This is a genomic window from Pseudomonas sp. Leaf127, assembly GCF_001423155.1.
Lineage (GTDB): Bacteria > Pseudomonadota > Gammaproteobacteria > Pseudomonadales > Pseudomonadaceae > Aquipseudomonas > Aquipseudomonas ovata.
Genome location: NZ_LMOA01000025.1, coordinates 225,303 through 251,243 on the forward strand (window position 1 = coordinate 225,303; position 25,941 = coordinate 251,243).

A 25,941-nucleotide genomic window follows, 5' to 3' on the forward strand; every position below is an offset into this window, starting at 1 on the left:
TTAATTTCCTCCATCACCAGGCGCTTGAACAGTCGAGCACGCCTGAAAGCAGGCACACCGTCGTAGCGCGGTGTTTCGCAATGGCCTGTTTCGCGCCCATGCGCCAACGGGGTTGGCGGCGGGAGGCCTATATTCGTGAGGGAGGGGCATGAAGTCAATTGCGGTTGTTACCCCGACCGGCTGGCAAGGTAACGGGTGACACACGACGGTTACAAGGAATCCGGACCAGACGGAACGGGCATCCGCTCCAGCCCGGTAAACGGGCACTCGGCCAGCAGCTGGCTCAGAATGCGCCCGTCGGGCAGATGCAGGTCGGGTGCCAGCTCGGCCAGTGGGTACAGCACAAAGGCGCGGGCGTGCATGTGGTAGTGCGGCACTTGCAGGCGCGGCACGTCGATCAGGTGATCGCCGAACAGCAGGATATCCAGGTCCAGGGTGCGCGGGCCCCAGCGTTCCAGGCGCTCGCGGCCCTGGTCCTGCTCGATCGCTTGCAGGGCGTCGAGCAGTGCCAGTGGCGCCAGTTCGGTGTCCAGCGCGGCCACCGCGTTGGTGTAGCGCGGCTGGCCGGGCAGCAGCGAGTCGCTGACATAGAACGACGAGGCGCCGGCCAGATGGCTGCCGGGCAGCCGCTGCAGCGCTTCAAGGGCATGGCGCAATTGCGCGGCCGGCTCGGCGAGGTTACTGCCCAGGCCGATGTAGGCGCGTTCACTCATCGAACACGCCTGCGCCGTCGCCATCGGTCTTGCGCTTGGAGTTGCTGCGCCGACGCTTGCGCGGGCCGGTGCCGGCTTCTTCCTTGCTGCCCAGGTCGCGGATCATGTCGCGGCGCTGGCTCTCGTTGCAATCCTGATACCGGGTCCACCAGTCGCCCAGGCCGTCGGTCTGCTCGCCGGCGCTTTCGCGCAGCAGCAGGAAGTCATAGGCGGCGCGAAAGCGCGGGTGGTCCAGCAGCAGGTCGGCGCGTTTGCCGGCACGGCGTGGCAAGCGTTCCTGCATGTCCCAGATCTCGCGGATCGGCAGGGTGAAGCGCTTGGGAATCGCGATGCTGCGGCACTGCTCGACGATCAGGTCGTGCGAGGCTTCGTTCATGGCCGCCAGCGGTGGCGCACCGCGCTCCTGCAGGCGCAGGACCTTGGCCGGCAAGGCCGGCCAGAGCAGGGCAGCGAACATGAAGGCCGGGGTCACCGGCTTTTCCTGGCGCACGCGCAGGTCGGTGTTGGCCAGGGCCTGACTGATCAGCGTATGGGTGTAGGTCGGGTTGTATTCCAGCGCCTTGGCGGTGGCCGGGAACAGCGAGTCGAACAGTTCAAGGTCAACCAGCATCTCGAAGGTCATCTCGCCGTGCCCGGACAGGAACAGCTTGAGGGTTTCTTCGAACAGGCGGGCTGCCGGAATATCGCGCAGCATCGGCGCCAGCGGGCGAATCGGCAGGGTGCTGTGCTTTTCAATGCCGAAATTGAGCTTGGCTGCGAAACGCACCGCACGCAGCATGCGCACCGGGTCTTCCTTGTAGCGCTGTTGCGGATCGCCGATCAGGCGGATCAGCCGGTTGCGAATGTCGTGTACGCCGTTGGCGTAGTCGAGAATGCGCTCGGTGACCGGATCGTAATACAGCGCGTTGATGGTGAAATCGCGGCGCTGTGCGTCGTCTTCCAGCGTGCCATAGACGTTGTCGCGCAGGATCCGGCCGCTGGAGTTGCGTGAAGACTGATTGGTGTCTTCTTCGTCGTCTTCGTGCGGATGGTTGGCACGAAAGGTCGCGACTTCAATGATTTCACGGCCGAAATGGATGTGAACCAGCTTGAAGCGCCGGCCGATGATGCGTGCGTTGCGAAACTCGGCACGGATCTGCTCGGGCGTGGCGCTGGTGGCGACGTCGAAATCCTTGGGATTGATCTGCAGCAGCAGGTCGCGTACGCAACCGCCGACCAGGTAGGCCTGGTAGCCTGCGGTTTGCAGGCGCTCGACGATGTTGACCGCATGACGGCTGAACTGGGCACGTTGCAGCGAGTGCTGGTTGCTATTGAGCACGATCGGCGTGGAACGTATGTGTTGCTGCGGCGTACGCAGCGGGGAGCGGAATGACTGGAACAACTTCTTCAGCATGGGATGCACTGTTTGAAGGAATATTCGGCCAAAACAGGGAATGACCGCATGATGGGCGGGGATTCTAGCATTTGATCGTGCAATGGTGTAGGAAGCGTCGTCGCGGGGGCAATCTGGAGGGGGATTTTCGAGAAGGGAAGGCTGGCTTCCGGACTCCAGAAGCTACCAGGGGAGCCGAAGCTCCCCCAAAGTGCGTGCTCTTTATTTTTATTATGAGTGCGGGCTCTTGTTTTTGTTGGGTGCCCATTCACAGGCGTTTTTCCTGTGAAACCTCTCAAACCGAGAGTAAAGAGCAAACGGATTGCTTTGGCCGCTGTAGTGCAATGATCAATCGATCCAACCAGTTCAGGCGCTACCTTGGGGTAGTTTTTGTTGTTCTCGGCCTGGTTGCGGGGCAAGCCCCAAATACAACACCTCTCCAAAAGAATCAGTTAGCTGCGCCTCCGCCGTGTTGTTCTTGTTATGCGTGAGTCGTTTCGTCTTGTTTTTATTGTGTGGGTGCATCGGGTTTTTATTTTTCTTGTACTAAGCATATAGCAGGACCTGTGCCAACTTTTGCAAATGCCCGTAAACAGGGGGTTTGCTGCGCGTGGCTCCTGCAATGGGCGAAAAAAAGCCGGGGCTGCGTTACCGTAAACCCCGGCTTTTGTTACGACTGGCAAAGCATCGGTAACGTTTTTTGCTCCCCTGAGGGAACTGTTACCGAAAAAACGGTCACGTCTCGTTCGCGACCCCTTTGCGGCGTGGAATGCCCAGGCGCTGGCGACGTTCCCACAGGCATTTGCGGCTCACGCCCAGCTTGCGGGCCAGCTCGGTCTCGGTCATGTGGTCCTGATGTTCGAGGACGAAGTGCTGGAAGTAATCTTCCAGCGACAGGTCTTCGGTCGGCTCATGGTTGGTGCCATTGACGCTGCTGGTCAGTGGCGACAGGCCGACGAATTCCTCGTCGTCCAGCAGGGCCAGCTCGATGTCGATACCCAGGTAGTCGACAGAGATCTCGGCACTTTCGCTCAGGATCACCGAGCGCTCCACGGCGTTTTCCAGTTCGCGTACGTTGCCGGGCCAGTTGTACTGACGAATGGCCTGTTCGGCGTCGGCGCCGAACTTCATATCGGGGCGGCCGGCCTTGACGCTCTGGCGCGCCAGGAACGCACGGGCGATTTCAAGCACATCGTTGCCACGCTCGCGCAAGGCCGGCAGCTTGAGGGCGATCACGTGCAGGCGGTAGTACAGGTCTTCGCGAAATTCGCCGTTCTTGGCCAGGGTCTTGAGGTCACGGTGGGTCGCGGCGATCAGGCGCACATCGACCTTTTGCGACTGCACCGAGCCCACCCGGCGAATTTCGCCTTCTTGCAGTACGCGCAATAGCCGTGCCTGGGCTTCGAGCGGCAGTTCGCCGATCTCGTCGAGAAACAGCGTGCCGCCGTCAGCGGCCTCGACCAGCCCGGCGCGTCCGGCGCTGGCGCCGGTGAAGGCGCCTTTTTCATGGCCGAACAGTTCCGACTCGATCAGGCTTTCAGGGATGGCCGCGCAGTTGACCGAAATCATCGGTGCCTTGGCCCGGCGCGACAGGTTGTGCAGGGCACGGGCGACCAGTTCCTTGCCGGTGCCGGACTCGCCCTGTACCAGGACGTTGGAGTCGGTGGGCGCGACCTTGCGGATCTTGCCGTACAGGTCCTGCATGGGCGGGCAGGAGCCGATGATGCCGATTTCGCCGTTGGCGTTGCCGGCGGCAGGCTTGTCGGGCGCGCCGCCGGCCTTGCCGTTGGCAGCGCGTTCGCCGGCCGGCGCTTGTGCCTGGCCATGGGTGGTCTGGCGGTCGCGCAGGATGCGGGCCACGGCCTGGAGCATTTCATCGTGGTCGAAGGGCTTGGCGATGTAGTCCACCGCACCCATCTTCATGGAATCGACCGCCGAGCGCAGGCTGGCGTAGCTGGTCATGATCAGCACCGGCTTGCCTTCACCGAGGCGGATCAGCTCGGTGCCGGGTGCGCCGGGCAGGCGCAGGTCGCTGACGATGAGGTCGAACGAGGGGATACTGAAGCGTTCCTGAGCCTCCTGCACCGAGCCCGCTTCGCTGACCTGGTACTGGTTGCGCTCAAGCAGGCGGCGCAGGGCCGAGCGGATGATGGTTTCGTCTTCGACGATCAGAATATGCGGCATTGATTCAGTTCTCTCGACGGTCTCGGTTCACGGCGGACGTCGCGTCGACATTACGCGGTAAGGTCACCCGGATACGGGTGCCGCGTTGCCGTTCGGGATCGGCCGGGCTGTCGATGGTGATTTGTCCATAATGCTCTTCAACGATGGAATAGACCAGAGCAAGGCCCAGTCCGGTTCCCTCACCCGGATCCTTGGTGGTGAAGAAGGGTTCGAACAATCGGTCCATGATTGCCTTGGGAATACCACTGCCTTCATCTTCGACGATCAGGTCCACGGTATGTTCGGACGCCTCGCTCTTGACCCGCACGGCGCTGCCGGGGGACGAGGCGTCGCGGGCGTTGGAGAGCAGGTTGATCAACACCTGGGCCAGGCGCTGCGGGTCGCCATCGACCCAGTGGGTCGGGTCGCACAGGTTGTAGAACTGCACTTCGAAGTTGCGCCGGTTCAGGGCCAGCAGACCGATGGCATCCTGCGCCACCTCGGCCAGGCACACCGGCTCGTCGCTGTGCTGATGGGCGCCGGCATGGGCGAAGCTCATCAACGATTGCACGATGCGCGAGACGCGCTTGGTCTGTTCGACGATCTGGCTGCTGATTTCGGCCAGTTCCGGGTCTTCTTCACGTTCTTCGCGCAGGTTCTGCGCCAGGCAGGCGATGCCGGTGATCGGGTTGCCGATCTCGTGGGCCACGCCGGCGGCGAGGCGGCCGATACTGGCCAGGCGCTCGGAGTGCACCAGCTTGTCTTCGAGCATCTGCGTTTCGGTCAGGTCCTCGACCAGCAGCACCAGGCCGCTGTTGCCCGGCGCCAGCGGCTCGTCGATGGCGGCCTTGTGCAGGTTGAGCCAGCGCGTCTGGCCGTCCAGTTGCAGCTTCTGTTTGTGCAGGTGTTCATCGGGCTCGTGGATGAAATCGCGCAGCAGGCTTTTCCAGGGCTCGACAATGGTGATCAGGCGTGAGCCGATCACATGCTGGGCGGGAATGGCGGTCAGCTCTTCCATGGCGCGGTTCCACATCAGGATTTCCTGATCCTTGGCCAGCGAGCACACGCCCATCGGCAGCTCTTGCAGGGTTTGCCGGTGGTAGCGACGCAGTGCATCGAGTTCGGCCGCCAGGCCGGTCAGGCGCGAGTGGTAATCCTCGAGCCGGCTCTCGATGAAATGGATGTCTTCAGTGACGTATTTTTCGTTGCCGGACTTGTATGGCAGGAAGGTCTCGACCATGTCCTGGGCGACGCTGGGGCCCATCAGGCCGGACAGGTTGGCCTCGATACGGTCACGCAGGCGGCGCAGGGCATAGGGGCGGCGCTCGTCGAAAGGCAGGTAGAGGTCGCGCAGGGCCTGCTCGACCTCCTTTTGCGCGGCCTTGGCGCCCAGCGGCTTGGCCAGTTGGGTGGCGAATTCCTGCGGTGAGGCGGCAAACAGTTCGCGGCGTTGCGGGCGACGCACGTTGTCCACCGCGCAGGCTTCGGCGGCGCTGACTTCTTCAGGGCTGGCGTTGGTAAACAGCGACACCAGGGTGAACAGCAGCACGTTGGCCGCCAGCGAGGCGATGGCTGCCATGTGCCAGCTGGTGTCGTCCAGCACATAGGTCATGTTCAGCATCGAGAAATAAAAGCCATCGAGCTTACCCAGCAGCGGTAACAGCATGCTGAAGAGCCAGACCGTGATGCCGGCCAGCAACCCGGCCATGAAGCCGCGCCGGTTGGCGGTCGGCCAGTACAGCACCGACAGCACCCCCGGCAGAAATTGCAGGGTGGCGACAAAGGCGACGATGCCCATGTTGGCCAGGTCTTGCTGGGCGCCGAGCATCAGGTAGAAGCAGTAGCCGGCGGCGATGATGGCAATGATCAGGCCGCGGCGGGTCCATTTCAGCCAGCGGTAGATATTGCCTTCGGCGGGCGGCTGGTACAGCGGCAGCACCAGGTGGTTCAGGGCCATGCCCGACAGCGCCAGGGTGGTGACGATGATCAGGCCGCTGGCCGCCGACAGGCCGCCGATATAGGCCAGCAGGGCCAGGGACTTGCTTTGCACGGCCATGCCGATGCCGAGGGTGAAATACTCCGGGCTGGTGCGCGCCCCCAGCTTCAGGCCCGCCCACAGGATCAGCGGCACCGCCAGGCTGATCAGCAGCAGGTACAGCGGCAGGCCCCAGCTGGCGCTGACCAGCGAGCGCGGGTTGAGGTTCTCGGTGAAGGTCATGTGATACATGTGCGGCATCACGATGGCCGAGGCGAAGAACACCAGCAGCAGCGTGCGCCACGGGCCCTCCTGCAGCGGGGTGTGCAGCGAGGCCAGGGCGGTCTGGTTCTGCAGCAGCCAGACTTCCAGTTGCGACGGGCCACCAAAGACGTTGTAAAGGGCATAGATGCCCAGGCCGCCCAGGGCCACCAGCTTGATGATCGACTCGAAGGCGATGGCGAACACCAGGCCCTGGTGTTTCTCGCGGGTGGCGATGTGCCGCGAGCCGAAGAAGATCGTGAACAGGCTGATCAGGGCGCAAAAGGCCACGGCGACCCGGTTGCGCACCGGTTCGCCGGTCAGGATGCCGATCGAGTCGGCCACTGCCTGGATCTGCAGGGCCAGCAGTGGCAAGACCCCGATCAGCATGAAGATGGTGGTCAATGCGCCGGCCCAGGTGCTGCGAAAGCGAAAGGCGAACAGGTCGGCCAGCGACGACAGCTGATAAGTGCGGGTGATTTTCAGGATCGGGTAGAGCAGCACCGGTGCCAGCAGGAAGGCGCCCGAAACACCCAGGTAACTGGACAGGAAACCGTAGCCGTACTGATAGGCCAGGCCGATGGTGCCGTAGAACGCCCAGGAACTGGCGTAGACCCCCAACGACAGGGTGTAGGTCAGCGGGTGGCGAATGATCGAGCGCGGGATCAGCCCGCGTTCGCTGATCCAGGCCACGCCGAACAGCACCAGCAGGTAACCGGCGCTGACCAGCAGCATGTAAGTCAGGCTAAAGCTCATCGGCGTCTCGCTGGCTTTGCAGAATGAACGTCACCACGATGAGGATCAGCCACAGCATGTAGGGGCGGTACCAGGCGCCTGTGGCGTCGATCCACCAATCCATGATGGCGGGCGAAAACAGGTAGATGCCCACCACCAGGAGCAGGACCAGCCGATAGATATACATGCTGCCTCCGGTTGTGCCGCACAGTGCGTCGCAGGGTAATGGGTGACCTGCCCTTTTATGGGGCGGGTAAGGTGCGGCATGTTAACCAATGCCCGGCAACCTGCAAGCGACGTTTTGCGCAGTATGCCGCGAGGGCTCTGGCCCGGTCTATTGCAGGCTTTGCAGCGTGGCCTCTGGAATGGCCGGCACCTTGGGGATCCGTTCGGCATCCCACTGGCGCGCCGCCTGGCCCAGCAGTTCTTGCGGCGTGGCGTAGCGCAGATGCGTGTCGAAGGGTTGCCCCAGGGCCTGCAAGGCACGCAGCAGCAAGGGCGTGGCCTGGTCGGCGGGCAGCGGTGGTGAACGGTAGGACTTGCCCAGCTTGTGGCCGTCGGGCTGGGTGATCAGCGGTACATGCAGGTAGCGAGGCTGCGGTACGCCGAGCAATTCTTGCAGGTACAGCTGCCGGGGCGTGGAGTCGAGCAGGTCGGCGCCGCGCACAATGTCGGTTACGCCCTGCCAGGCGTCATCGATGACCACTGCCAGTTGGTAGGCATACAGGCCATCGCGACGGCGGATGACAAAGTCGCCGGCTTCACGACCCAGGTGCTGGCGCTGCAGACCCTGGACCCGGTCGGTGAAGTGATACTCCACTTCCGGAACCCGCAGGCGAATGGCACCGGCCTCGGGCGCATGCCCGAGGTTGCGGCACAGGCCCGGATAAATGCCGTTGAAGGGTTCGAGTTGCTTGCGCGAGCAGGTACAGGCATAGGCCAGGCCATGATTGAACCAGCGTTGCAGTATCTGTTCGTAGGCCTCGTGCCGCTCGCTTTGCCGTACGCAGGCGCCGTCCCATTCGAAACCATAGGTTTCCAGCGTCTGCAGGATCGCCGCCTGGGCGCCGGCCACTTCGCGTGGCGGGTCGAGGTCTTCCATGCGCATCAGCCACAGGCCGCCGGCGGCGCGAGCGTCGAGGCAGGAGGCCAGGGCGGCGACCAGTGAGCCGAAGTGCAGGTAGCCACTGGGCGTTGGCGCAAAGCGCCCGATATAAGGAGGGGTTTTCATGGGGCGCCATGTTACTGGCCTGTCACGGGCCGGAAAACAAAAAAGACGCCGAGGCGTCTTTTAAGTTCATGCCGGCGAGGTTACTTGCCGACCTGCTTTTCCTTGATTTCTGCCAGGGTCTTGCAGTCGATGCACAGGTCGGCGGTCGGGCGCGCTTCAAGGCGGCGAATACCGATCTCGACACCGCAGGATTCGCACCAGCCGTACTCTTCGTCGATGATCAATTGCAGGGTCTTGTCGATCTTCTTGATCAACTTGCGCTCACGGTCGCGTGCGCGCAGTTCCAGGCTGAACTCTTCTTCCTGGCTGGCGCGGTCGGCCGGGTCAGGGAAGTTGGCGGCTTCGTCCTTCATGTGGTCTACCGTGCGGTCGACCTCCACCATCAGGTCCTGCTTCCACTTGTTCAGGATCTTGGTGAAGTGCGCGCGCATGGGCTCGCCCATGTACTCTTCACCCGGTGTCGCCTTGTAGGGTTCGAGGCCGCTGATTACATTCTTTTGCTTATCTGGGGTGGGCATGTATGGACCGCCTCTCACTCTTTTCTAATCTATTGCGCAGGATGTTCCATCACCGACACCCGTCGGCCCTGCAGGTGCAAGCCGGCGAACTTACCAGATCAAATCGCAGTTCGCCACTCCCGGTTGTCGAGCATGGCGCCGGTCTGTGAACGGGTCATTAACATGCGCCTGCAATAGATGAACTCTAGTCATTGTCAGGCGTCGTAGTGTGTTTTTTGCCCGGTTATTTGTTGTTTCAAAGCGCTTTGCCCGCGTGATCGACCGCCCTTGGGTAGAATGGCCGACACGTGCGGACGGCCCTGGCCTGCCGGCGTATTTCAGTCGACCCCGAGAAGGAACATCATGGCCCAGCCCTACAGTGCGCGCAGCCGCGCCATCGAACCCTTTCATGTCATGGCCCTGCTGGAGCGGGCCAATGAACTGCAGGCAGCAGGTCATGATGTCATTCACCTGGAAATCGGCGAGCCGGACTTCAGTACCGCGCAGCCGATCATCGAGGCCGGGCAGGCCGCGCTGGCAGCGGGCAAGACCCGTTACACCGCCGCCCGTGGCCTGCCGGAGCTGCGCCAGGCCATTGCCGGTTTCTACGCCACCCGCCATGGCCTGGACATCGACCCGCAGCGCATTCTGGTGACGCCGGGCGGTTCGGGGGCCTTGTTGCTGGCCAGCAGTCTGCTGGTGGAGGCGGGCAAACACTGGCTGCTGGCCGACCCGGGCTACCCCTGCAACCGGCACTTCTTGCGCCTGGTCGAGGGCGCTGCGCAACTGGTGCCGGTCGGCGTCGAAGAGCGTTACCAGTTGACCGCAACCCTGGTGGAAAAACACTGGAATCAGGACAGTGTCGGTGCCTTGGTGGCTTCGCCGGCCAATCCTACCGGCACGCTGCTCAGTCGCGACGAACTGGCGTCCCTGTCGACGGCGCTCAAGGCCCATGACGGGCACTTGGTGGTGGACGAGATTTATCACGGCCTGACTTACGGGGTGGACGCCAGCAGCGTGCTGGAAGTCGATGATGACGCCTTCGTGCTGAATAGTTTTTCGAAATATTTCGGCATGACCGGCTGGCGCCTGGGCTGGCTGGTGGCGCCGCAGGCGGCGGTGGGGGAATTGGAAAAGCTGGCGCAGAACCTCTATATCAGCGCGTCGAGCGTGGCGCAGTACGCGGCGCTGGCATGTTTCGAGCCCGCGACGCTGGACATTCTCGAACAGCGCCGCGAAGCGTTCCGGCAGCGCCGCGATTATCTGTTGCCGGCGTTGCGCGGGTTGGGCTTCGGCATTGCCGTGGAGCCTGAAGGGGCGTTCTACCTGTATGCCGATATCAGCGCATTCGGCGATGATGCCTTCGCATTCTGCCGCTATTTCCTGGAAAAAGAGCATGTGGCATTTACGCCGGGGCTGGATTTTGGCCGTCATGGTGCCAGTCACCATGTGCGCTTTTCCTACACCCAGAGCCTGCCGCGCCTGGAACAGGCGGTCGAACGCATTGCCCGTGGCTTGCAGGGCTGGCAAGGCTGATGCGTTTTTCACCTGCACTGGAAAGCGGTCGGCTGCTGCTGCGTTACAAGCGATTTCTGGCTGATATCGAAACCGACTCCGGCGAGCGCCTGACCATCCACTGCCCCAATACCGGCTCGATGCTCAATTGCATGTTGCCAGGCGGCCGGGTCTGGTTCAGTCGCTCCAATGATCCCAAGCGCAAGTTGCCCGGCACTTGGGAGATCAGCGAAACCCCGCAGGGGCGGCTGGCCTGTATCAATACGGGACGGGCCAATGCGCTGGTCGAGGAGGCGCTGCACGCGGGCATCATCGATGAACTCAACGGCTTTACCGCGCTCAAGCGCGAAGTGCCTTATGGCGTAGAGAAAAGCCGGGTGGATTTTCGTCTGCAGTACCCTGACGGCGATCTTTACCTGGAGGTCAAGAGCGTCACGCTGGGCTTCGATGACTCCTGCGTGGCGGCCTTTCCGGATGCGGTGACCCAGCGTGGCGCACGGCATCTGCGTGAACTGGCCGCCCTGGCGCGTGATGGGGTGCGCGCCGCCTTACTGTATTGCGTGAACCTTTCAGGCATCGACGCCGTGCGTCCGGCCAGGGAAATCGACCCGGCCTATGCGGCAGCCTTGGGTGATGCGGTGGCGGCAGGGGTTCAGGTGCTGGCGTATGGGGTGGACATCAACGCTGAAGAGGTGCGCCTGGTCAGGCGCTTGCAGGTGCTGGAGCCTGGTGTGGAGCCCGCATAAACCCGTAGGAGCGCGCTCTGCCCGCGACCGGCTGCGCAGCAGTCGTAAAATTTCAGCGTCTAATAAATTTCTGCGAGCGCTGCGCACTCGGTCGCGGGCAGAGCGCGCTCCTACGGGTGTGAATTAACCTCCAATAAATCAATACGTTATTTGAGGCTTGATAAGGGCGGCAACGGTCGCGAAGGCTGGCTTCTCACTGTTTCCAGATCAAGACACCAGGTCGATGAACAGGCCGTCGGCAGTCTCCAGGCAGCGCACGGCGTCGAGCGACTGGCCTTCGCAGGGGCCGGCCACGCATTCGCCGCTTTCGATCAGAAACAGCGCGCCGTGATGGGCGCAGTGGATCAGGCTGGCGCTGTCATCCAGGAAGCGGTCGGCTTGCCAGTTCAGGGCAATGCCCCGGTGTGGGCAGCGGTTGCGGTACACATAGGCCTTGCCCTCGCGGCGGATGGCGAACAGCGCCTGTCCGTCGACCTCGAAGCCCAGGCTTTGGGCTTCCTTGAGCGGGTGTGAAAGGCACAGCAGTTTCATGGGGCTTGACCGACACATCTGATTTCTCTGAATGCCATTCTGGCATGCCTTGGCGTTCGTTGCGGTTCGCGTTATATCGGCGCCAGGCGCTCTGTGATCAAGCGGACAGCTTCGGAAACTTCCTGAGTTTTTGTAGCCGATTTCCCTGATTCTGGTATGCCGGCTTCTGACGGCGGCCGCTGGTTTATTGTCCTGTCCACTGATTTCGCCGTGGAGGCACATGCAATGAACGTCGACAACGAGGCACAAGCACGCCAGGCCATCAGCCTGCTGGAGCTGTTGGCCTTTAACCAGGAAGACACCGAACAGCGCATCGTCAGTCTGTGCCGCAGCGCGCTGACGCCGGTCGGGCCAGTGGCGGGGGTCTGCGTCTATCCGCACTTCGTCTGTCTGGCGCGAACCACCCTTGATCGTCTGCAGGCTCAGGATGTGCGGGTGATCGGCCTGGTCAACTTCCCGGCCGGCCGACCCGATGTCGAACTGGCGGCGCAGCAGGCCCGGGCGGTGTTGCTGGCGGGGGCCGATGAGGTGGAGGTGGTCTACCCGTTCCGCGCCTTGCTGGCGGGCGATGTGCAGGTCGGTGCCAATCTGGTGGCCGCGTGCAAGGCCGAGTGCGGGTCCCGTGCGTCCCTGACGGTCACGCTGGAAACCGGCGATTTGCGCGACCCGCAACTGATTCGCAGCGCTTCGCGGGCCGCCATCGCTTCGGGCGCCGATTTTCTCAAGACCTGCACCGGGCGCCTGGTCGCACCGGCCACTGCGCAGGCGGCGCGGATCATGCTGGAGTCGATTGCCGAGATTGGCGGGCAGGTGGGGCTCAAGGTGGCCGGAGGGTTGCGCACGGTGGCCGACGCTCAGGCCTTCCTGACGCTGGCCAGGGGGCGTTTCGGGCCGAACTGGCTCACACCACAGCGGTTTCGCCTGGGTGCTTCGAGCCTGTTGGGGGATGCGTTGGCGCGCTTGGGGCTGCTGGGCTTCGATGAGTTTTGAGCAGGCAAAAAAAGACCCGGCAAAGAGCCGGGTCAAAAACCGTGATTAGCCTGATGAGGAGATAATCTGAGAGTCCGAACCAAGGTCTTTCAGGTTACCGACCAGTCTCGCGACCAGTTGTGATAATCATAACGATTCTCATTTAGAAGTCAACACTTCTTTTTGCAGAGATTTTCCAGGCGCTTTCGACGGGTACAAAGATCCGCAGCGGCAAGGGTGCTGCTGGAGAAGAGACTTTTGGGGGAAAGGGACTCGCGGTCACCTGCCTGCATTGCGCAGGCAGGTTTGCAACTGCCGGTTTCAGCGTGTGCGATAACGCAGGCGAGTACCGAAATTGACCGACATGAGGATTTCGTCGGCGCTCAGCTCCGGCGGAAAGTAGGTTCCGGAGATTTGCGCGTGAGCGATGCTTGCACCTTCAAGCGAATTGCTGCGCAGATCCAGCCCGCGCAGGTCGGCCGAGCGGAAATAGGCGTCGGTGAAGTCGATGCCGGCGGTGTCCAGGTTACGCAGGTCCAGCCCCCGGAAGTCGCCACCGCGCATGTCCAGGGTGCCCTTGGAAGGCCTCTCCTGGTTGAAGCCTTCGATATCGTCCTTGCGCAGTAGCATGTACAGCGGTGAATCGATTTGCTTTGGCTGGCTCATGGCGATTCTCAAGGCTGTTGGATTTATGGCGCCATTATATCGCCACTACTGTGGGCCGTGAAGCGTTACCCGCTTAACGGCCCCTCTCTGTTTTCAGAGCCCTGGCAGGCGCTGGTGCAGGTTTTCGATCAGGGTCTTCAGGTCGTCACTCAGGTCGGTACGAATCGTCTTGCTCAGCAGGGTTTCTTCTGCGCTCAGCGGCTCGCGATTGGCGAGTTGAGCGTTGAGCACGTCCAGCGTCGCTTCGGACGGATCGTTGTTTTCGGCCTGGCGTTGCTGCAACCAGCCTTCGATAACCGCCTGCGGAGCCTGGCAATCCAGGATCAGGAACGGCACGCCGTAGGTTTGCGCCACATGGGCTGCTGCCTGGCGCTGTGCGTGCTTGAGGTAAGTGGCGTCGAGCACCACTGAGAAGCCGGCGCGCAGCACCTGGCCTGCCAGTTCATGCAGGCGGGCATAGGTGGCTTCATGGGCTGCAGCGTCGTAGCGCGCTTCGTTGCTGCTTTCGGCGAACAGGCGCTGGCGTTCGACGTCCGAACGCAGGCGAATAGTGCCCAGCGACTGCACCAGGCGTTGAGCGACCTGGCTCTTGCCGACAGCCGACACGCCGTGGGTAATGGTCAAAAACGGCGAAGGGATGGCGCTGTAGCTTTCCGCCAGGTTGGCGTAGTTGCGGTACTGGCGCAGGGACGCGGCGCGCTGCACGCCGTCGGCCTCGGCCGGAATGCTGAACAGGGCAATCTTGGCCCGCACCATGGCCCGGTAGGCCTTGTAGAAATTGAACAGTTCCAGGCCCTGGTAATCGCCGGTCAGTTCCAGGTACTGGCTGATCAGGCGGCGCGACAGGGTCTTGAGGCCGCGGTCCTCAAGGTCCATGGCCAGGAAGCCGATGTCGGCATAGACGTCGGTCATGCGGAAGGGCTCGTTGAATTCGATGCAGTCGAACAACACGACCTTGCCGTCGATCTGTGCGGCATTGCCCAGGTGAATGTCGCCGTGGCATTCGCGAATGAAACCGTCGGCCTTGCGTTGAACCAACAGCGGTTTGAGCCGCTCAAAGCTCGACTCTGCCCAGTCCTTGAGTGCTTCAAGTTGTTGCAGGTCGGCTTTTTCGCTGAGAAACGGGCGAATCTGCTCGAAGTTCTGCGCCACAGGTGCCATGACGCTGTCAGGCGAGCCCAGTTCGTTTTCGGCACCGACTTTCGGGGCCGACAAATGGAAATGGGCGATCTGGCTGGCCAGTTCGTCGATGTGGCCGATGGTCAGTTCGCCGTTGGCCTGCAGGGTGCTGAGCAGGCCGCTTTGCGGGAACTGGCGCATCTTCAGGGCGTATTCGATGGCTTCGCCGTCGCCGCCCAGTTGCGGCGCTTCGGCCGAGCCGGTCAACGCGATGACCTCAAGGTACAGGCCTTCGGTCAGGCGCTGGTTCAGACGCAGCTCTTCCTGGCAGAAGTGCTTGCGCGCCGACAGGGCCGTGAAATCCAGGAAGCCGAAGTTCATCGGCTTCTTGATCTTGTAGGCATAGGGGCCAGTGAGCAGCACCCACGAAATATGTGTTTCGATAACCTGGAAACCTTCTACCGCATGCGGGTAGAGGGCAGGGTTTTGCAGGGCTGCGATCAGAGACTGGCTCACGGTCGATCCTTGATGAATGATTTGGAAAATAAAGGGCTCAGGCCGGCCATTATGGCTGCTTGGCATAATGCTGCAAACCGCTGGCGCGTGGCTGCGCTTGAACCTCAACACACCCACGCAAACTGCGTATAATCCGCGCCCATGACTCGATCCCGTACTCCCCGCACCCCCAAAAAGCCCGCTTCCGGCCGTCTTCGCACCTTGCTGGGCTGGGCGCTGAAGCTCAGTATCGTCGGCGTGGTGATTGTCGCCGGCTTTGCGATTTACCTCGATGCCGAGGTCCAGGAAAAGTTTTCCGGCAAGCGCTGGATGATCCCGGCCAAGGTCTATGCCCGGCCGCTGGAGCTGTTCGTGGGCCAGAAACTGAGCCGCGACGACTTCCTGATCGAACTCGACGCCCTGGGCTATCGCCGCGAAAGCGTGGCCAACGGCCCAGGCGCTGCTGCCGTGAACGGCAACACTGTCGAGCTGAACACGCGCGGCTTTCAGTTTTATGAAGGCACCGACCCGGCCCAGCAGATTCGCGTGCGCTTCTCGGGCGATTTCGTCGCCGACCTGGCGTCGGCCAATGGCAGCAAGCTGGCCGTGGCCCGGCTTGAGCCTCTGCTGGTGGGCGGCCTGTACCCGAAGAACCTCGAAGACCGCATCCTGATCAAGCTCGACCAGGCACCGCCTTATCTGCTCGACACCCTGATTGCCGTCGAAGACCGCGATTTCTATCACCACTTCGGCGTGTCGCCCAAATCCATTGCCCGCGCAGTCTGGGTCAATGCCTCGTCCGGGCGCATGCGCCAGGGCGGCAGTACCCTGACCCAGCAGTTGGTGAAGAACTTCTTCCTGACCAGCGAGCGCAGCCTGTCGCGCAAGCTGACCGAGGCCATGATGTCGCTGCTGCTGGAGCTGCACTACAGCAAGCAGGAGATCCTCGAGGCCTACCTCAACGAGGTGTTCGTCGGGCAGGACGGGCAGCGTGCGGTGCACGGCTTTGGTCTGGCCAGCCAGTATTTCTTCAGTCAGCCGCTGTCGGAACTCAAGCTGCATCAGGTGGCGTTGCTGGTCGGGCTGGTCAACGGGCCGTCCTACTACAACCCGCGCCGCAACCCCGAGCGCGCCATGGAGCGCCGCAACCTGGTGCTCGACCTGCTGGCGCAGCAGGGTGTCGCACCGGTCGAGGAGGTCGAGGCGGCCAAGAAGATGCCACTGGGCGTGACCCGCACCGGCAGCCTGGCCGACAGCTCGTTCCCGGCCTTCATGGACCTGGTCAAGCGTCAGTTGCGTGACGATTACCGCGATGAAGACTTGACCGAGGAAGGGCTGCGGATCTTTACCAGCTTCGACCCGATCCTGCAGATGAAGTCCCAGGCGGCCATGGACGAGACGTTCAAGCGGCTGGCCGGGCGCAAGGGCGCCGACGAGGTGGAAGCGGCCATGGTCGTGACCAACCCCGAGACCGGTGAGGTCCAGGCATTGCTGGGCAGCCGCAAGGCCGGTTTTGCCGGTTTCAACCGCGCCATCGATGCGGTGCGCCCGATCGGCTCGCTGGTCAAGCCGGCGATCTACCTGACCGCCCTGGAGCAACCACAGAAGTACACCTTGACCAGTTGGGTGGCCGACGAGCCGTTCCAGGTCAAGGGCGCCGATGGCCAGGTCTGGAAACCGCAGAACTACGACCGCAAGGCGCACGGCAATATCTTCCTATACCAGGGGCTGGCGCATTCCTACAACCTGTCGACGGCCAAGCTGGGGCTGGAGCTGGGCGTGCCGAACGTGTTCAAGACCCTCAACAAGCTGGGCATCAGCCGCGAATGGCCCGAGTACCCGTCGATGCTGCTCGGCGCCGGCGGGTTGAGCCCGGTTGAAGTGGCGACCATGTACCAGACCATCGCCAGTGGCGGCTTCAATACGCCGATGCGTGGTATCCGCAGCGTGCTGACCGCCGAGGGCGAGCCGCTCAAGCGTTATCCGTTCCAGATCCAGCAGCGTTTCGATCCGGGCGCGATCTATCTGGTGCAGAACGCCATGCAGCGGGTGATGCGCGAAGGCACGGGCCAGTCGGTTTACAACGTACTGCCCAAGACCTTGAACCTGGCCGGCAAGACCGGTACCAGTAACGACTCGCGTGACAGCTGGTTCGCCGGCTTCAGCCAGGATGTGCTGGCGGTGGTGTGGATGGGGCGTGACGACAACGGCACGACCCCGTTCACCGGTGCCAGCGGTGCCTTGCAGGTCTGGACCAGTTTCATGCGCAAGGCCGAGCCTTTGCCGCTGGACATGGCCATGCCGGATAACGTGGTCCGGGCCTGGGTCGATGCCGGCACCGGCCAGGGCTCCGATGCCAGTTGCCCGAATGCCGTGCAGATGCCGTATATTCGCGGCAGTGAACCGGTGCCGGGCGCAGCCTGTGGCAGCGGTCCCGCCTCTGACGAGTCCGTCATGGACTGGGTCAAGGGCTGGTTGAATTAAGCAAAGAGGGATTGATGTGAATAAGTGGTGGATTCCAGCGGTAACCGCCCTGGCTGTACTCAGCGGGTGTGCCAGTGTTCCGCAAGGTGCGATTCCGGTCGTTGACTCCGGCTCCCGGGTCTCCAACAGCGAGCGTGCCAACGCGGCGCGCACGACCGGCTACCGAACCAATACCGCGCCGGTCCAGCAGCCCCAGGCCGTGCCTGCCGACTCCGGCGTGACAGTGATGGTGCCCAATGGCGCCGGCGCCGCCGGGATCCAGACCTACTCGGCTCCGGCCGGCCAGGCGCCGTTCAGTGTCGACTCGGCACCGATCAGCAGCGCGCCGGCCTATCAGCCGCCGGTCGAGGCGCCGCCGCTCAACACCAGCAGCTACAGCCAGCCTTCGGCGCCGACCGGGATTCCGTCCAATGCCAACCGCGGCGCGCTGTCGGCCGACGAGCAGCTGGACGGTCCGGTGCTGGCCTTGCTGACCACCGCCCAGCAGCAACAGGGCAGTGGCGACCTCAATGGTGCCTCTTCAAGCCTGGAGCGCGCCCAGCGCGTGGCACCACGTGAGCCGCAGGTGCTGTACCGTCTGGCCCAGGTGCGCCTGGCCCAGGGCGATGCGTCCCAGGCCGAGCAACTGTCACGTCGCGCCCTGACCTACGCCAGCGGTCGGCCCAGCCTGCAGGCCAGCCTGTGGGAGCTGATCGCCCAGTCGCGCGAGAAGCAGGGTGATGCCGCCGGTGCCGCCCAGGCGCGGCAGAAAGCCCGGGTCAGCCTCTGATGGATGCGCGTATGCCGGCGTTGGCCGACCATCTGTTGTTGATCGAGCGAGAGCTGCGCGAGTGGGGGCGGTGGGACAGTACACCGCCCGACGCCAAGGCCCTGGCCAGCCAGGAGCCGTTCTGCATCGACACCCTGACGTTCGAGCAGTGGCTGCAATGGATCTTTCTGCCGAAAATGAAGGTCATCCTTGAGCAGGACCTGCCCTTGCCCAAGGCCTCCGGCATCCGTGAAATGGCCGAGATGGTCTACGTGGAACGCCCGGAGCAGGCGCGCAACCTGCTGAACCTGCTGGAGCGTTTCGATCAGTTGATCGGCAAGGCCGGCTGAGCCAGTCACGGTCCGCCTGCATCAGCAGGCGGGCTTACCGGCAATAGTCAGCGATCGTCTTTTCGGCTTCGGTGATGCGCACCTGACGTTCATCTTCGTTGAGGCGCTTGAAACCGCCCCCCACGACCGGCTCGCGAACGCGCGGGTTGTTCCTGAGCTGGGCCAGGTTGGTGCGCATCACCTCACACATGGCACTGCGCTTGGCTTCATTGACCTTGATCTCTTTCTTGACCTTGTCATCAATGGCGCGTTGCTGTGCGTCGGCTTCCGGCACCGTCGGCATGGCGACAGAGCCCGTCAGCGGCGGTTGCTGAAGGTCGACGGGATTGGCCGGCTGGCCGGCTGGCGGCGTGGCATCGAAGTGCGTGACGCCCTGGGCGTCGACCCATTTGTAGATCTGGGCGGCGTGGGCGCTCAGGCCCATGGTCATCGACAAGGCGACCGAAAGGATCATCCTGCGCATGCGGCTTCCTTGATATGACTGTGCTGCGCGAAAGCTATCACATTGCCGTCAGAACCTTGCAATGGCGACCCGGTGTTGGCGAAACATACAAGAAAGCGTACGGATTGCTTGACTTGAGAGGGCCGAATCACAACAATTCAAAGTTCGCTGTAGGGGGACTGCCAGAAGCAGACCGTCTCGGTAGATCATGAGGCGCACATCCGCGTCGACCTGTAACACCCGCAACGCGTTACCTCGCGCTGGGTGGGACCGTTCCGCAACACTCAGGGACATCCCAATACTTGCTCAGTCAGTGCTGACGTAGTCGGCGACCACCGTCGCTCATGCTCTGCTTGGCAGTAAACCTATTAAGACCCGTCCACCGATGGACGGTATTCTGGCGTTTTAGAGGTGAACAACGTGGAGCTTTTATCTGGCGCTGAAATGGTCGTCCGCTTCCTGCGTGACGAAGGCGTTAAGCATATTTATGGATACCCCGGCGGCGCGCTCCTGCACGTCTACGATGCGTTGTTCCAGGAGCCGGCGGTCAGCCACATTCTGGTGCGTCACGAGCAGGCGGCAACGCACATGGCCGACGGCTATGCGCGGGCAACCGGCAAGGCAGGCGTGGTGCTGGTGACCTCGGGTCCCGGTGCAACCAACGCCATCACCGGTATCGCGACCGCCTACATGGACTCGATCCCGATGGTGGTGATTTCCGGTCAGGTGCCAAGCACGCTGGTCGGCACCGATGCCTTCCAGGAAACCGACATGATCGGTATCTCCCGGCCGATCGTGAAGCACAGCTTCATGATCAAGCACCCGAGCGAGATCCCGGAAGTCCTGAAAAAAGCCTTCTACCTGGCACAGTCCGGGCGTCCGGGCCCTGTGGTCGTCGACCTGCCCAAGGACATGACCAACCCGGCCGAGAAGTTCGAATACGTTTACCCGAAAAAGATCAAGCTGCGCTCCTACAGCCCGGCCGTGCGCGGTCACTCGGGCCAGATCCGCAAGGCTGTCGAAATGCTGCTGGCCGCCAAGCGTCCGGTGATCTACGCCGGGGGTGGCGTGGTGATGGGCAACGGCTCGGCGCCGCTGACCGAGCTGGCCCAACTGCTCAACGCGCCGGTGACCAACACGCTGATGGGCCTGGGTTGCTACCCGGGTACTGACCGTCAGTTCGTCGGCATGCTTGGCATGCACGGCAGCTACACCGCCAACGTCGTGATGCACCACACCGATGTGATCCTGGCCGTCGGCGCGCGTTTCGATGACCGCGTCATCAACGGCGCTGCCAAGTTCTGCCCGGGCGCCAAGATCATCCACATCGACATCGACCCGGCATCGATTTCCAAGACCATCAAGGCCGATGTGCCTATCGTCGGACCTGTCGAGAGCGTGTTGACCGACATGGTCGCCACCTACAAGGAAATCGGTCAGGCTCCCGACAAGGAGGCCGTGGCCGCGTGGTGGAAGCAGATCGAAGCGTGGCGTGCCGGCGGTGACCTGTTCCCGTACGACCGTGGCGATGGCTCGGTCATCAAGCCGCAGAAAGTGATCGAGACCCTGCATGAAGTGACCAAGGGCGATGCCTATGTCACCTCCGATGTGGGCCAGCACCAGATGTTCGCTGCGCAGTACTACCGCTTTGACAAGCCCAACCGCTGGATCAACTCCGGTGGCCTGGGCACCATGGGCTTCGGTTTTCCGGCGGCCATGGGCGTCAAGCTGAACTTCCCGGAGGCCGACGTGGCGTGCGTGACCGGCGAAGGCAGTATCCAGATGAACATCCAGGAGCTGTCGACCTGCCTGCAATATGGCTTGCCGGTCAAGATCATCCTGCTCAACAACGGTGTGCTGGGCATGGTTCGCCAGTGGCAGGACATGAGCTACGGCGGCCGTCACTCGCATTCCTACGTCGAATCGCTGCCTGACTTCGTCAAGCTGGTCGAGGCTTATGGTCACGTTGGCATCCGTGTCACCGATCTGAAGGATCTCAAGCCCAAGCTTGAAGAAGCCTTCGCCATGAAGGATCGCCTGGTGTTCGTCGACATCCAGGTCGACGTGAGCGAGCACGTCTATCCGATGCAGATCAAGGATGGCTCGATGCGCGATATGTGGTTGAGCAAGACGGAGCGGACATAATCATGCGGCACATCATTTCCCTGTTGCTGGAAAACGAACCCGGTGCACTGTCGCGTGTGGTCGGCCTGTTTTCGCAGCGTAACTACAACATCGAAAGCCTGACCGTGGCGCCGACCGAGGACCCGACCCTGTCGCGTCTGACGCTGACCACCGTGGGGCATGATGAGGTGATCGAGCAGATCACCAAAAACCTCAACAAGCTGGTTGAAGTGGTCAAGCTGGTCGACCTGTCCGAGAGCGCGCACATCGAGCGCGAGCTCATGCTGGTCAAGGTCAAGGCCACCGGCGCGCAGCGTGCCGAGATCAAGCGCACCACGGATATCTTCCGCGGGCAGATCGTCGACGTCACCGCCAGCGTCTATACCGTGCAGTTGAGTGGTACCAGCGACAAGCTGGACAGCTTCATTCAGGCCATCGGCACCGCCGCTATCCTGGAAACAGTTCGCAGTGGCGTAACGGGTATTGCCCGCGGCGACAAAGTGCTGAGCATCTGATCTATTTGCAATTTGGCCTGAAGGCCAAGATAACAGGGGATTACCATGAAAGTTTTCTACGACAAAGACTGTGACCTTTCGATCATCCAGGGCAAGAAAGTCGCGATCATCGGCTACGGCTCCCAGGGCCACGCTCAGGCGTGCAACCTGAAGGACTCCGGCGTTGACGTCACGATCGGCCTGCGCAAAGGTTCGGCCACTGTCGCCAAGGCTGAGGCCCACGGCCTGAAAGTCACTGACGTGGCTTCCGCCGTTGCCGCTTCCGACGTGGTCATGATCCTGACTCCTGATGAGTTCCAGGGCCAGCTGTACCGCGACGAAGTCGAGCCTAACCTGAAGAAGGGCGCTACCCTGGCCTTCTCCCATGGTTTCTCGATCCACTACAACCAGGTCGTGCCACGCGCTGACCTGGACGTGATCATGATCGCGCCAAAGGCCCCGGGCCACACCGTGCGTACCGAGTTCGTCAAGGGTGGCGGTATTCCTGACCTGATCGCGATCTACCAGGACGCCTCGGGCAACGCCAAGAACGTTGCGCTGTCTTACGCTTCGGGCGTGGGCGGTGGCCGTACCGGTATCATCGAAACCACGTTCAAGGACGAGACCGAAACCGACCTGTTCGGTGAGCAGGCTGTTCTGTGTGGCGGTACCGTCGAGCTGGTCAAAGCCGGTTTCGAAACCCTGGTTGAAGCGGGCTACGCGCCGGAAATGGCCTACTTCGAGTGCCTGCACGAACTGAAGCTGATCGTTGACCTCATGTATGAAGGCGGTATCGCCAACATGAACTACTCGATCTCCAACAACGCCGAATACGGCGAGTACGTGACCGGTCCTGAAGTCATCAACGAAGAATCCCGCAAGGCCATGCGCAACGCTCTCAAGCGCATCCAGGACGGCGAGTACGCGAAGATGTTCATCAGCGAAGGCGCGACCAACTACCCATCGATGACCGCCAAGCGTCGTAACAACGCTGCGCACGGCATCGAAATCATCGGCGAGCAACTGCGCTCGATGATGCCTTGGATCTCGGCGAACAAGATCGTCGACAAATCCAAGAACTAAGTTCTCGGTGCTTTGAAAAAACGCGGCCCATTGGCCGCGTTTTTTCGTTATGGGGGGTAGGACGTGTCTTCGGTTGTGCCGTATGGGCTGCGCTGGAAGGTCAATGGCGTGCGCATCTGGTATAAAGCTGCATCGTCTGCCGCCGAACCCTCGGGGCAGACACCTGTCCAACTTTTTCAAACTGCTGCAAGGTAATTTTCATGAGCGAACGTCCTGAGGAGCCTCGCAAGGGTTCCGACGCCGAAAGCCTGCTACCGATCGATGAGCACGTGGAAGAGGGGCATGATGCCGAAGGACGCAAAGTCCGTCACCGTGGCATCTATCTGCTGCCAAACCTGTTCACCACGGCCAATCTGTTCGCAGGCTTTTATTCCATCATCAGTTCCATGAGTGCCCAGAGCGCAATGAGCGCAGGCGATGCGGCAGGGGCGAGCAAGTATTTTGCCTTCGCCGCCATCGCCATTTTCATTGCCATGGTGCTCGACGGCCTCGACGGCCGAGTGGCGCGCATGACCAACACCCAAAGCGCTTTCGGTGCCGAGTACGACTCGCTGTCGGACATGGTGGCTTTCGGCGTGGCACCGGCCTTGCTGGCATTCGGCTGGGCCCTGGGCGACATGGGCAAGGTCGGCTGGATGGTTGCCTTCATCTATGTGGCTGGCGCGGCCTTGCGCCTGGCGCGCTTCAATACCCAGGTAGGCACGGCCGACAAGCGCTACTTCATCGGCCTTGCCAGTCCGGCGGCGGCCGGTGTCGTGGCCGGTGTGGTCTGGGCGTTCAGCGATTTCGGTATCCAGGGCTCCAAATTATCCTTCCTGGTGGCCTTGCTGGTCGCGGCGGCGGGCATGCTGATGGTCAGCAATATCAAGTACAACAGCTTCAAGGAGCTGGATCTGCGGGGGCGCGTGCCCTTTGTGGCCATCCTGGCGGTGGTGCTGGTGTTTGCCGTGGTATTCAGCGATCCGCCGCGCATCCTGCTGCTGATTTTCCTGGCGTACGCGCTTTCAGGCCCTGTTCAGTATTTGCTGCGTCTGCGTCGTCGCAAGTGATCTGATTTTCTGCATACTCCATGGGTCGATGGGTGAGTCTTTCACCGAAGCCGTGGAGTCATCATGCTGATCAAACTTCCTTCGACATCCGACTCTCGCGAGTCGGATGTCACACCTGAATCCCTCTATCTTTCTCGCCGTGCCCTGCTGGGCGGCTCGTTGGCCGTGGGCGCCATGGCTGCGTTGCCACAATGGGCGAACGCGGCCGATCCTTCTTTATATGCTGATGTGGAGCCGGGCAAGGCGCCGGCCTGGCTGGCTGACAAACTTGCCGCGACCCGCTGGCAGGCCATGACGGTCAAGAATGAGGCCATCACACCTTATAAAGACGCGACCCACTACAACAACTTCTATGAGTTCGGCACTGACAAGGGCGACCCGGCCAAGAATGCCGGCTCGCTGAAGACCGAGCCGTGGAGCGTGGTTATCGATGGCGAGGTGGGCAAGCCGGGGCGCTATGCCCTTGAAGACTTCGTCAAGCCTCATCAACTGGAAGAGCGGATCTATCGGCTGCGCTGCGTGGAGGCCTGGTCGATGGTGATTCCATGGATCGGCTTTCCGCTGGCTGATTTGCTCAAGCAGGTCGAGCCGACCTCCAAGGCCCGTTATATCCGCTTTGAAACCCTTCAGGACCCGCAGTCCATGCCGGGCCAGCGCTCCGGTTTTGCGTTGATCGACTGGCCCTATGTCGAGGGGTTGCGGCTGGATGAGGCGATGCACCCGCTGACGATCCTGGCGGTGGGTATGTATGGCCGCGAGCTGCCCAATCAGAACGGTGCGCCGTTGCGTCTTGTGGTGCCGTGGAAGTATGGCTTCAAAGGCGTGAAGTCCATTGTGCGTATCAGCCTGGTCAGCGAGCAGCCGAGCACCACCTGGCAGAGCATTGCTGCCAGTGAGTATGGCTTCTATGCCAACGTCAATCCGCAGGTCGATCACCCGCGCTGGAGCCAGGCGCGGGAGCGGCGTTTGCCCAGCGGGTTATTCAGCCCCAATGTACGGCAGACCGATATGTTCAATGGCTATGCCGAGGAAGTGGCTTCCTTGTATGCCGGTATGGATCTGCGCAAGGACTACTGATGCGTTACGGATTATGGCGGGCAAGTGTTTTTCTGGCGGCGTTGGCGTTTCCGGTCTTCTGGCTTTACCAGGCCTGGAGCTTTGCCTTGGGACCGGACCCGGGCAAGGTGTTGGTGGACCGGCTGGGGCTGGGCACGTTGATCCTGCTGTTGATCACCCTGAGCGTCACCCCGCTGCAGCGGTTGACCGGGTGGGCGGGGTGCATGGCCGTGCGCCGGCAGTTGGGATTGTGGTGTTTTGCCTATGCACTGCTGCACCTCAGCCTTTATGCGCTATTTATCCTGGGGCTGGATTGGGGGCAGCTCGGCGTCGAGCTGGTGAAGCGGCCTTACATTATTGTCGGGGCGCTGGCGCTGATCGGCTTGCTGGCTCTGGCAGTGACATCCAACCGTTACAGTCAGCGTCGTCTCGGGCGCCGCTGGCGCAGGCTTCATCAACTGATTTACGTCATCTTGATCCTGGGCCTGGTGCATATGTTGTGGATTGTCCGCGCCGATCTTGAGGAATGGTCCATCTATGCAGGGCTGGGGGCTTTTCTGTTACTGCTGCGTGTGCCTTTTATAACGCGGAGAATCCCGCGTTTATTGAAGGCTAAGCGATAAGTGACAGTATTTTGAAATTAAGTGTTGACGCCCTGTCTCAGCGCTCTATAATGCGCACCATTCCCGCCGCGGAAGAAACTGAAAACTCCTTGAATATCAATGAGTTGGATANATTATTGAAATTAAGTGTTGACGCCCTGTCTCAGCGCTCTATAATGCGCACCATTCCCGCCGCGGAAGAAACTGAAAACTCCTTGAATATCAATGAGTTGGATAAGAAATCGGCGAGGGGGTGGTGTTGGTCTCCGGGCCACGGCGGTGAGAAAGGTAGTTGACAGCAAGTTTCAATGCTGTATTATTCGCCTCCCGCTGACGAGTTGATCGAAAGATCAGTCGGCACGCAAGTGATGAAGGYTTCAGAGTTGCTCTGAAAACTTCCGAAAATAATCACTTGACATGTTRCACAGGCGCTGTAGAATGCGCGCCTCGGTTGAAGCGAACAGCTCAACCAACCGCTCTTTAACAATTGAATCAAGCAATTCGTGTGGGTGCTTGCGGTG

The 25,941-nt window shown here is 61.7% G+C and carries 23 protein-coding genes; 12 read left to right on the top strand and 11 right to left on the bottom strand.

Annotated elements, in window-relative coordinates:
- Positions 1-209 precede the first annotated feature (209 nt).
- The 7 genes from folK to dksA form a co-directional block, all read right to left on the bottom strand.
- Positions 210-713 carry a 2-amino-4-hydroxy-6-hydroxymethyldihydropteridine diphosphokinase gene (gene folK / locus ASF84_RS27135; RefSeq protein WP_056841985.1) on the bottom strand — a complete coding sequence of 168 codons (504 nt, stop codon included), beginning with the start codon at positions 711-713 and terminating at the stop codon, positions 210-212.
- On the bottom strand, positions 706-2,106 hold the full coding sequence (locus tag ASF84_RS27140) for a polynucleotide adenylyltransferase PcnB (RefSeq protein WP_056841986.1): 1,401 nt from the start codon (positions 2,104-2,106) through the stop codon (positions 706-708). Before ASF84_RS27140 ends, folK begins: the two co-directional genes overlap by 8 nt.
- Before the next feature lie 714 nt (positions 2,107-2,820).
- Positions 2,821-4,269 carry a sigma-54-dependent transcriptional regulator gene (locus tag ASF84_RS27145; RefSeq protein WP_056841987.1) on the bottom strand — a complete coding sequence of 483 codons (1,449 nt, stop codon included), beginning with the start codon at positions 4,267-4,269 and terminating at the stop codon, positions 2,821-2,823.
- Positions 4,270-4,273: 4 nt separating this feature from the next.
- Positions 4,274-7,240: a sensor histidine kinase gene (locus ASF84_RS27150; protein WP_056841988.1), complete on the bottom strand. Its 2,967-nt coding sequence runs from the start codon at positions 7,238-7,240 to the stop codon at positions 4,274-4,276.
- Positions 7,230-7,406, bottom strand: a complete 177-nt coding sequence (locus ASF84_RS29335) for a hypothetical protein (protein ID WP_002552060.1) — start codon at positions 7,404-7,406, stop codon at positions 7,230-7,232. The genes ASF84_RS27150 and ASF84_RS29335 overlap by 11 nt, the downstream gene beginning before the upstream one ends.
- 147 nt (positions 7,407-7,553) lie before the next feature.
- Positions 7,554-8,450: a tRNA glutamyl-Q(34) synthetase GluQRS gene (gene gluQRS / locus ASF84_RS27160; protein WP_056841989.1), complete on the bottom strand. Its 897-nt coding sequence runs from the start codon at positions 8,448-8,450 to the stop codon at positions 7,554-7,556.
- Between the two features lie 80 nt (positions 8,451-8,530).
- Complete coding sequence (dksA, locus tag ASF84_RS27165; protein ID WP_056841990.1) at positions 8,531-8,968, bottom strand: RNA polymerase-binding protein DksA; 438 nt, start codon at positions 8,966-8,968, stop codon at positions 8,531-8,533.
- Between the two features lie 342 nt (positions 8,969-9,310).
- On the opposite strand from dksA, the gene ASF84_RS27170 reads away from it, so the two are divergent.
- Both ASF84_RS27170 and sfsA read left to right on the top strand, forming a co-directional pair.
- A complete protein-coding gene (locus ASF84_RS27170; RefSeq protein ID WP_056841991.1) occupies positions 9,311-10,483 on the top strand; it encodes a pyridoxal phosphate-dependent aminotransferase in 1,173 nt (390 codons plus the stop codon).
- Positions 10,483-11,208, top strand: coding sequence for a DNA/RNA nuclease SfsA (gene sfsA, locus ASF84_RS27175; RefSeq protein ID WP_056841992.1), 726 nt, complete (start codon positions 10,483-10,485; stop codon positions 11,206-11,208). The genes ASF84_RS27170 and sfsA overlap by 1 nt, the downstream gene beginning before the upstream one ends.
- Before the next feature lie 207 nt (positions 11,209-11,415).
- Here sfsA and ASF84_RS27180 read toward each other — a convergent pair whose 3' ends face one another.
- Positions 11,416-11,739 (bottom strand): Rieske (2Fe-2S) protein, encoded by a 324-nt coding sequence (locus ASF84_RS27180; protein WP_056841993.1) that lies wholly within the window; start codon positions 11,737-11,739, stop codon positions 11,416-11,418.
- A gap of 225 nt (positions 11,740-11,964) precedes the next feature.
- On the opposite strand from ASF84_RS27180, the gene deoC reads away from it, so the two are divergent.
- Complete coding sequence (gene deoC, locus ASF84_RS27185; RefSeq protein WP_056842023.1) at positions 11,965-12,729, top strand: deoxyribose-phosphate aldolase; 765 nt, start codon at positions 11,965-11,967, stop codon at positions 12,727-12,729.
- A 300-nt stretch (positions 12,730-13,029) separates the two neighbouring features.
- On the opposite strand, the gene ASF84_RS27190 is transcribed toward deoC, so the two are convergent.
- Positions 13,030-13,374 carry a pentapeptide repeat-containing protein gene (locus ASF84_RS27190; RefSeq protein ID WP_056841994.1) on the bottom strand — a complete coding sequence of 115 codons (345 nt, stop codon included), beginning with the start codon at positions 13,372-13,374 and terminating at the stop codon, positions 13,030-13,032.
- 93 nt (positions 13,375-13,467) lie between these two features.
- Positions 13,468-15,009, bottom strand: a complete 1,542-nt coding sequence (locus ASF84_RS27195; protein WP_056841995.1) for a bifunctional aminoglycoside phosphotransferase/ATP-binding protein — start codon at positions 15,007-15,009, stop codon at positions 13,468-13,470.
- A 141-nt stretch (positions 15,010-15,150) separates the two neighbouring features.
- Here ASF84_RS27195 and mrcB point away from each other — a divergent pair, with 141 nt between their 5' ends.
- The 3 genes from mrcB to ASF84_RS27210 are packed head-to-tail and all read left to right on the top strand — an operon-like array spanning position 15,151 to position 18,570.
- On the top strand, positions 15,151-17,472 hold the full coding sequence (gene mrcB / locus ASF84_RS27200) for a penicillin-binding protein 1B (protein ID WP_056841996.1): 2,322 nt from the start codon (positions 15,151-15,153) through the stop codon (positions 17,470-17,472).
- A gap of 16 nt (positions 17,473-17,488) precedes the next feature.
- Entirely contained in the window at positions 17,489-18,241 is a 753-nt protein-coding gene (locus ASF84_RS27205) for a tetratricopeptide repeat protein (protein ID WP_056841997.1), read from the top strand.
- Positions 18,241-18,570, top strand: coding sequence for a YqcC family protein (locus ASF84_RS27210; RefSeq protein WP_056841998.1), 330 nt, complete (start codon positions 18,241-18,243; stop codon positions 18,568-18,570). Before ASF84_RS27205 ends, ASF84_RS27210 begins: the two co-directional genes overlap by 1 nt.
- 34 nt (positions 18,571-18,604) lie before the next feature.
- Here ASF84_RS27210 and ASF84_RS27215 read toward each other — a convergent pair whose 3' ends face one another.
- Positions 18,605-19,033 (bottom strand): DUF4124 domain-containing protein, encoded by a 429-nt coding sequence (locus ASF84_RS27215; protein WP_056841999.1) that lies wholly within the window; start codon positions 19,031-19,033, stop codon positions 18,605-18,607.
- Between the two features lie 399 nt (positions 19,034-19,432).
- Between ASF84_RS27215 and ASF84_RS27220 the strand changes: the two genes are divergently transcribed.
- From ASF84_RS27220 to msrQ, 6 genes are all read left to right on the top strand, one after another.
- Positions 19,433-21,157: an acetolactate synthase 3 large subunit gene (locus ASF84_RS27220; RefSeq protein ID WP_056842024.1), complete on the top strand. Its 1,725-nt coding sequence runs from the start codon at positions 19,433-19,435 to the stop codon at positions 21,155-21,157.
- Between the two features lie 2 nt (positions 21,158-21,159).
- A complete protein-coding gene (gene ilvN / locus ASF84_RS27225; protein WP_025258538.1) occupies positions 21,160-21,651 on the top strand; it encodes an acetolactate synthase small subunit in 492 nt (163 codons plus the stop codon).
- A 45-nt stretch (positions 21,652-21,696) separates the two neighbouring features.
- Entirely contained in the window at positions 21,697-22,713 is a 1,017-nt protein-coding gene (gene ilvC, locus ASF84_RS27230; RefSeq protein ID WP_056842000.1) for a ketol-acid reductoisomerase, read from the top strand.
- 200 nt (positions 22,714-22,913) lie between these two features.
- Positions 22,914-23,762: a CDP-diacylglycerol--serine O-phosphatidyltransferase gene (gene pssA / locus ASF84_RS27235; protein WP_056842001.1), complete on the top strand. Its 849-nt coding sequence runs from the start codon at positions 22,914-22,916 to the stop codon at positions 23,760-23,762.
- Between the two features lie 63 nt (positions 23,763-23,825).
- Positions 23,826-24,839, top strand: a complete 1,014-nt coding sequence (gene msrP, locus ASF84_RS27240; protein ID WP_056842002.1) for a protein-methionine-sulfoxide reductase catalytic subunit MsrP — start codon at positions 23,826-23,828, stop codon at positions 24,837-24,839.
- Positions 24,839-25,441 (top strand): protein-methionine-sulfoxide reductase heme-binding subunit MsrQ, encoded by a 603-nt coding sequence (msrQ, locus tag ASF84_RS27245; protein WP_056842003.1) that lies wholly within the window; start codon positions 24,839-24,841, stop codon positions 25,439-25,441. Before msrP ends, msrQ begins: the two co-directional genes overlap by 1 nt.
- Positions 25,442-25,941 lie beyond the last annotated feature (500 nt).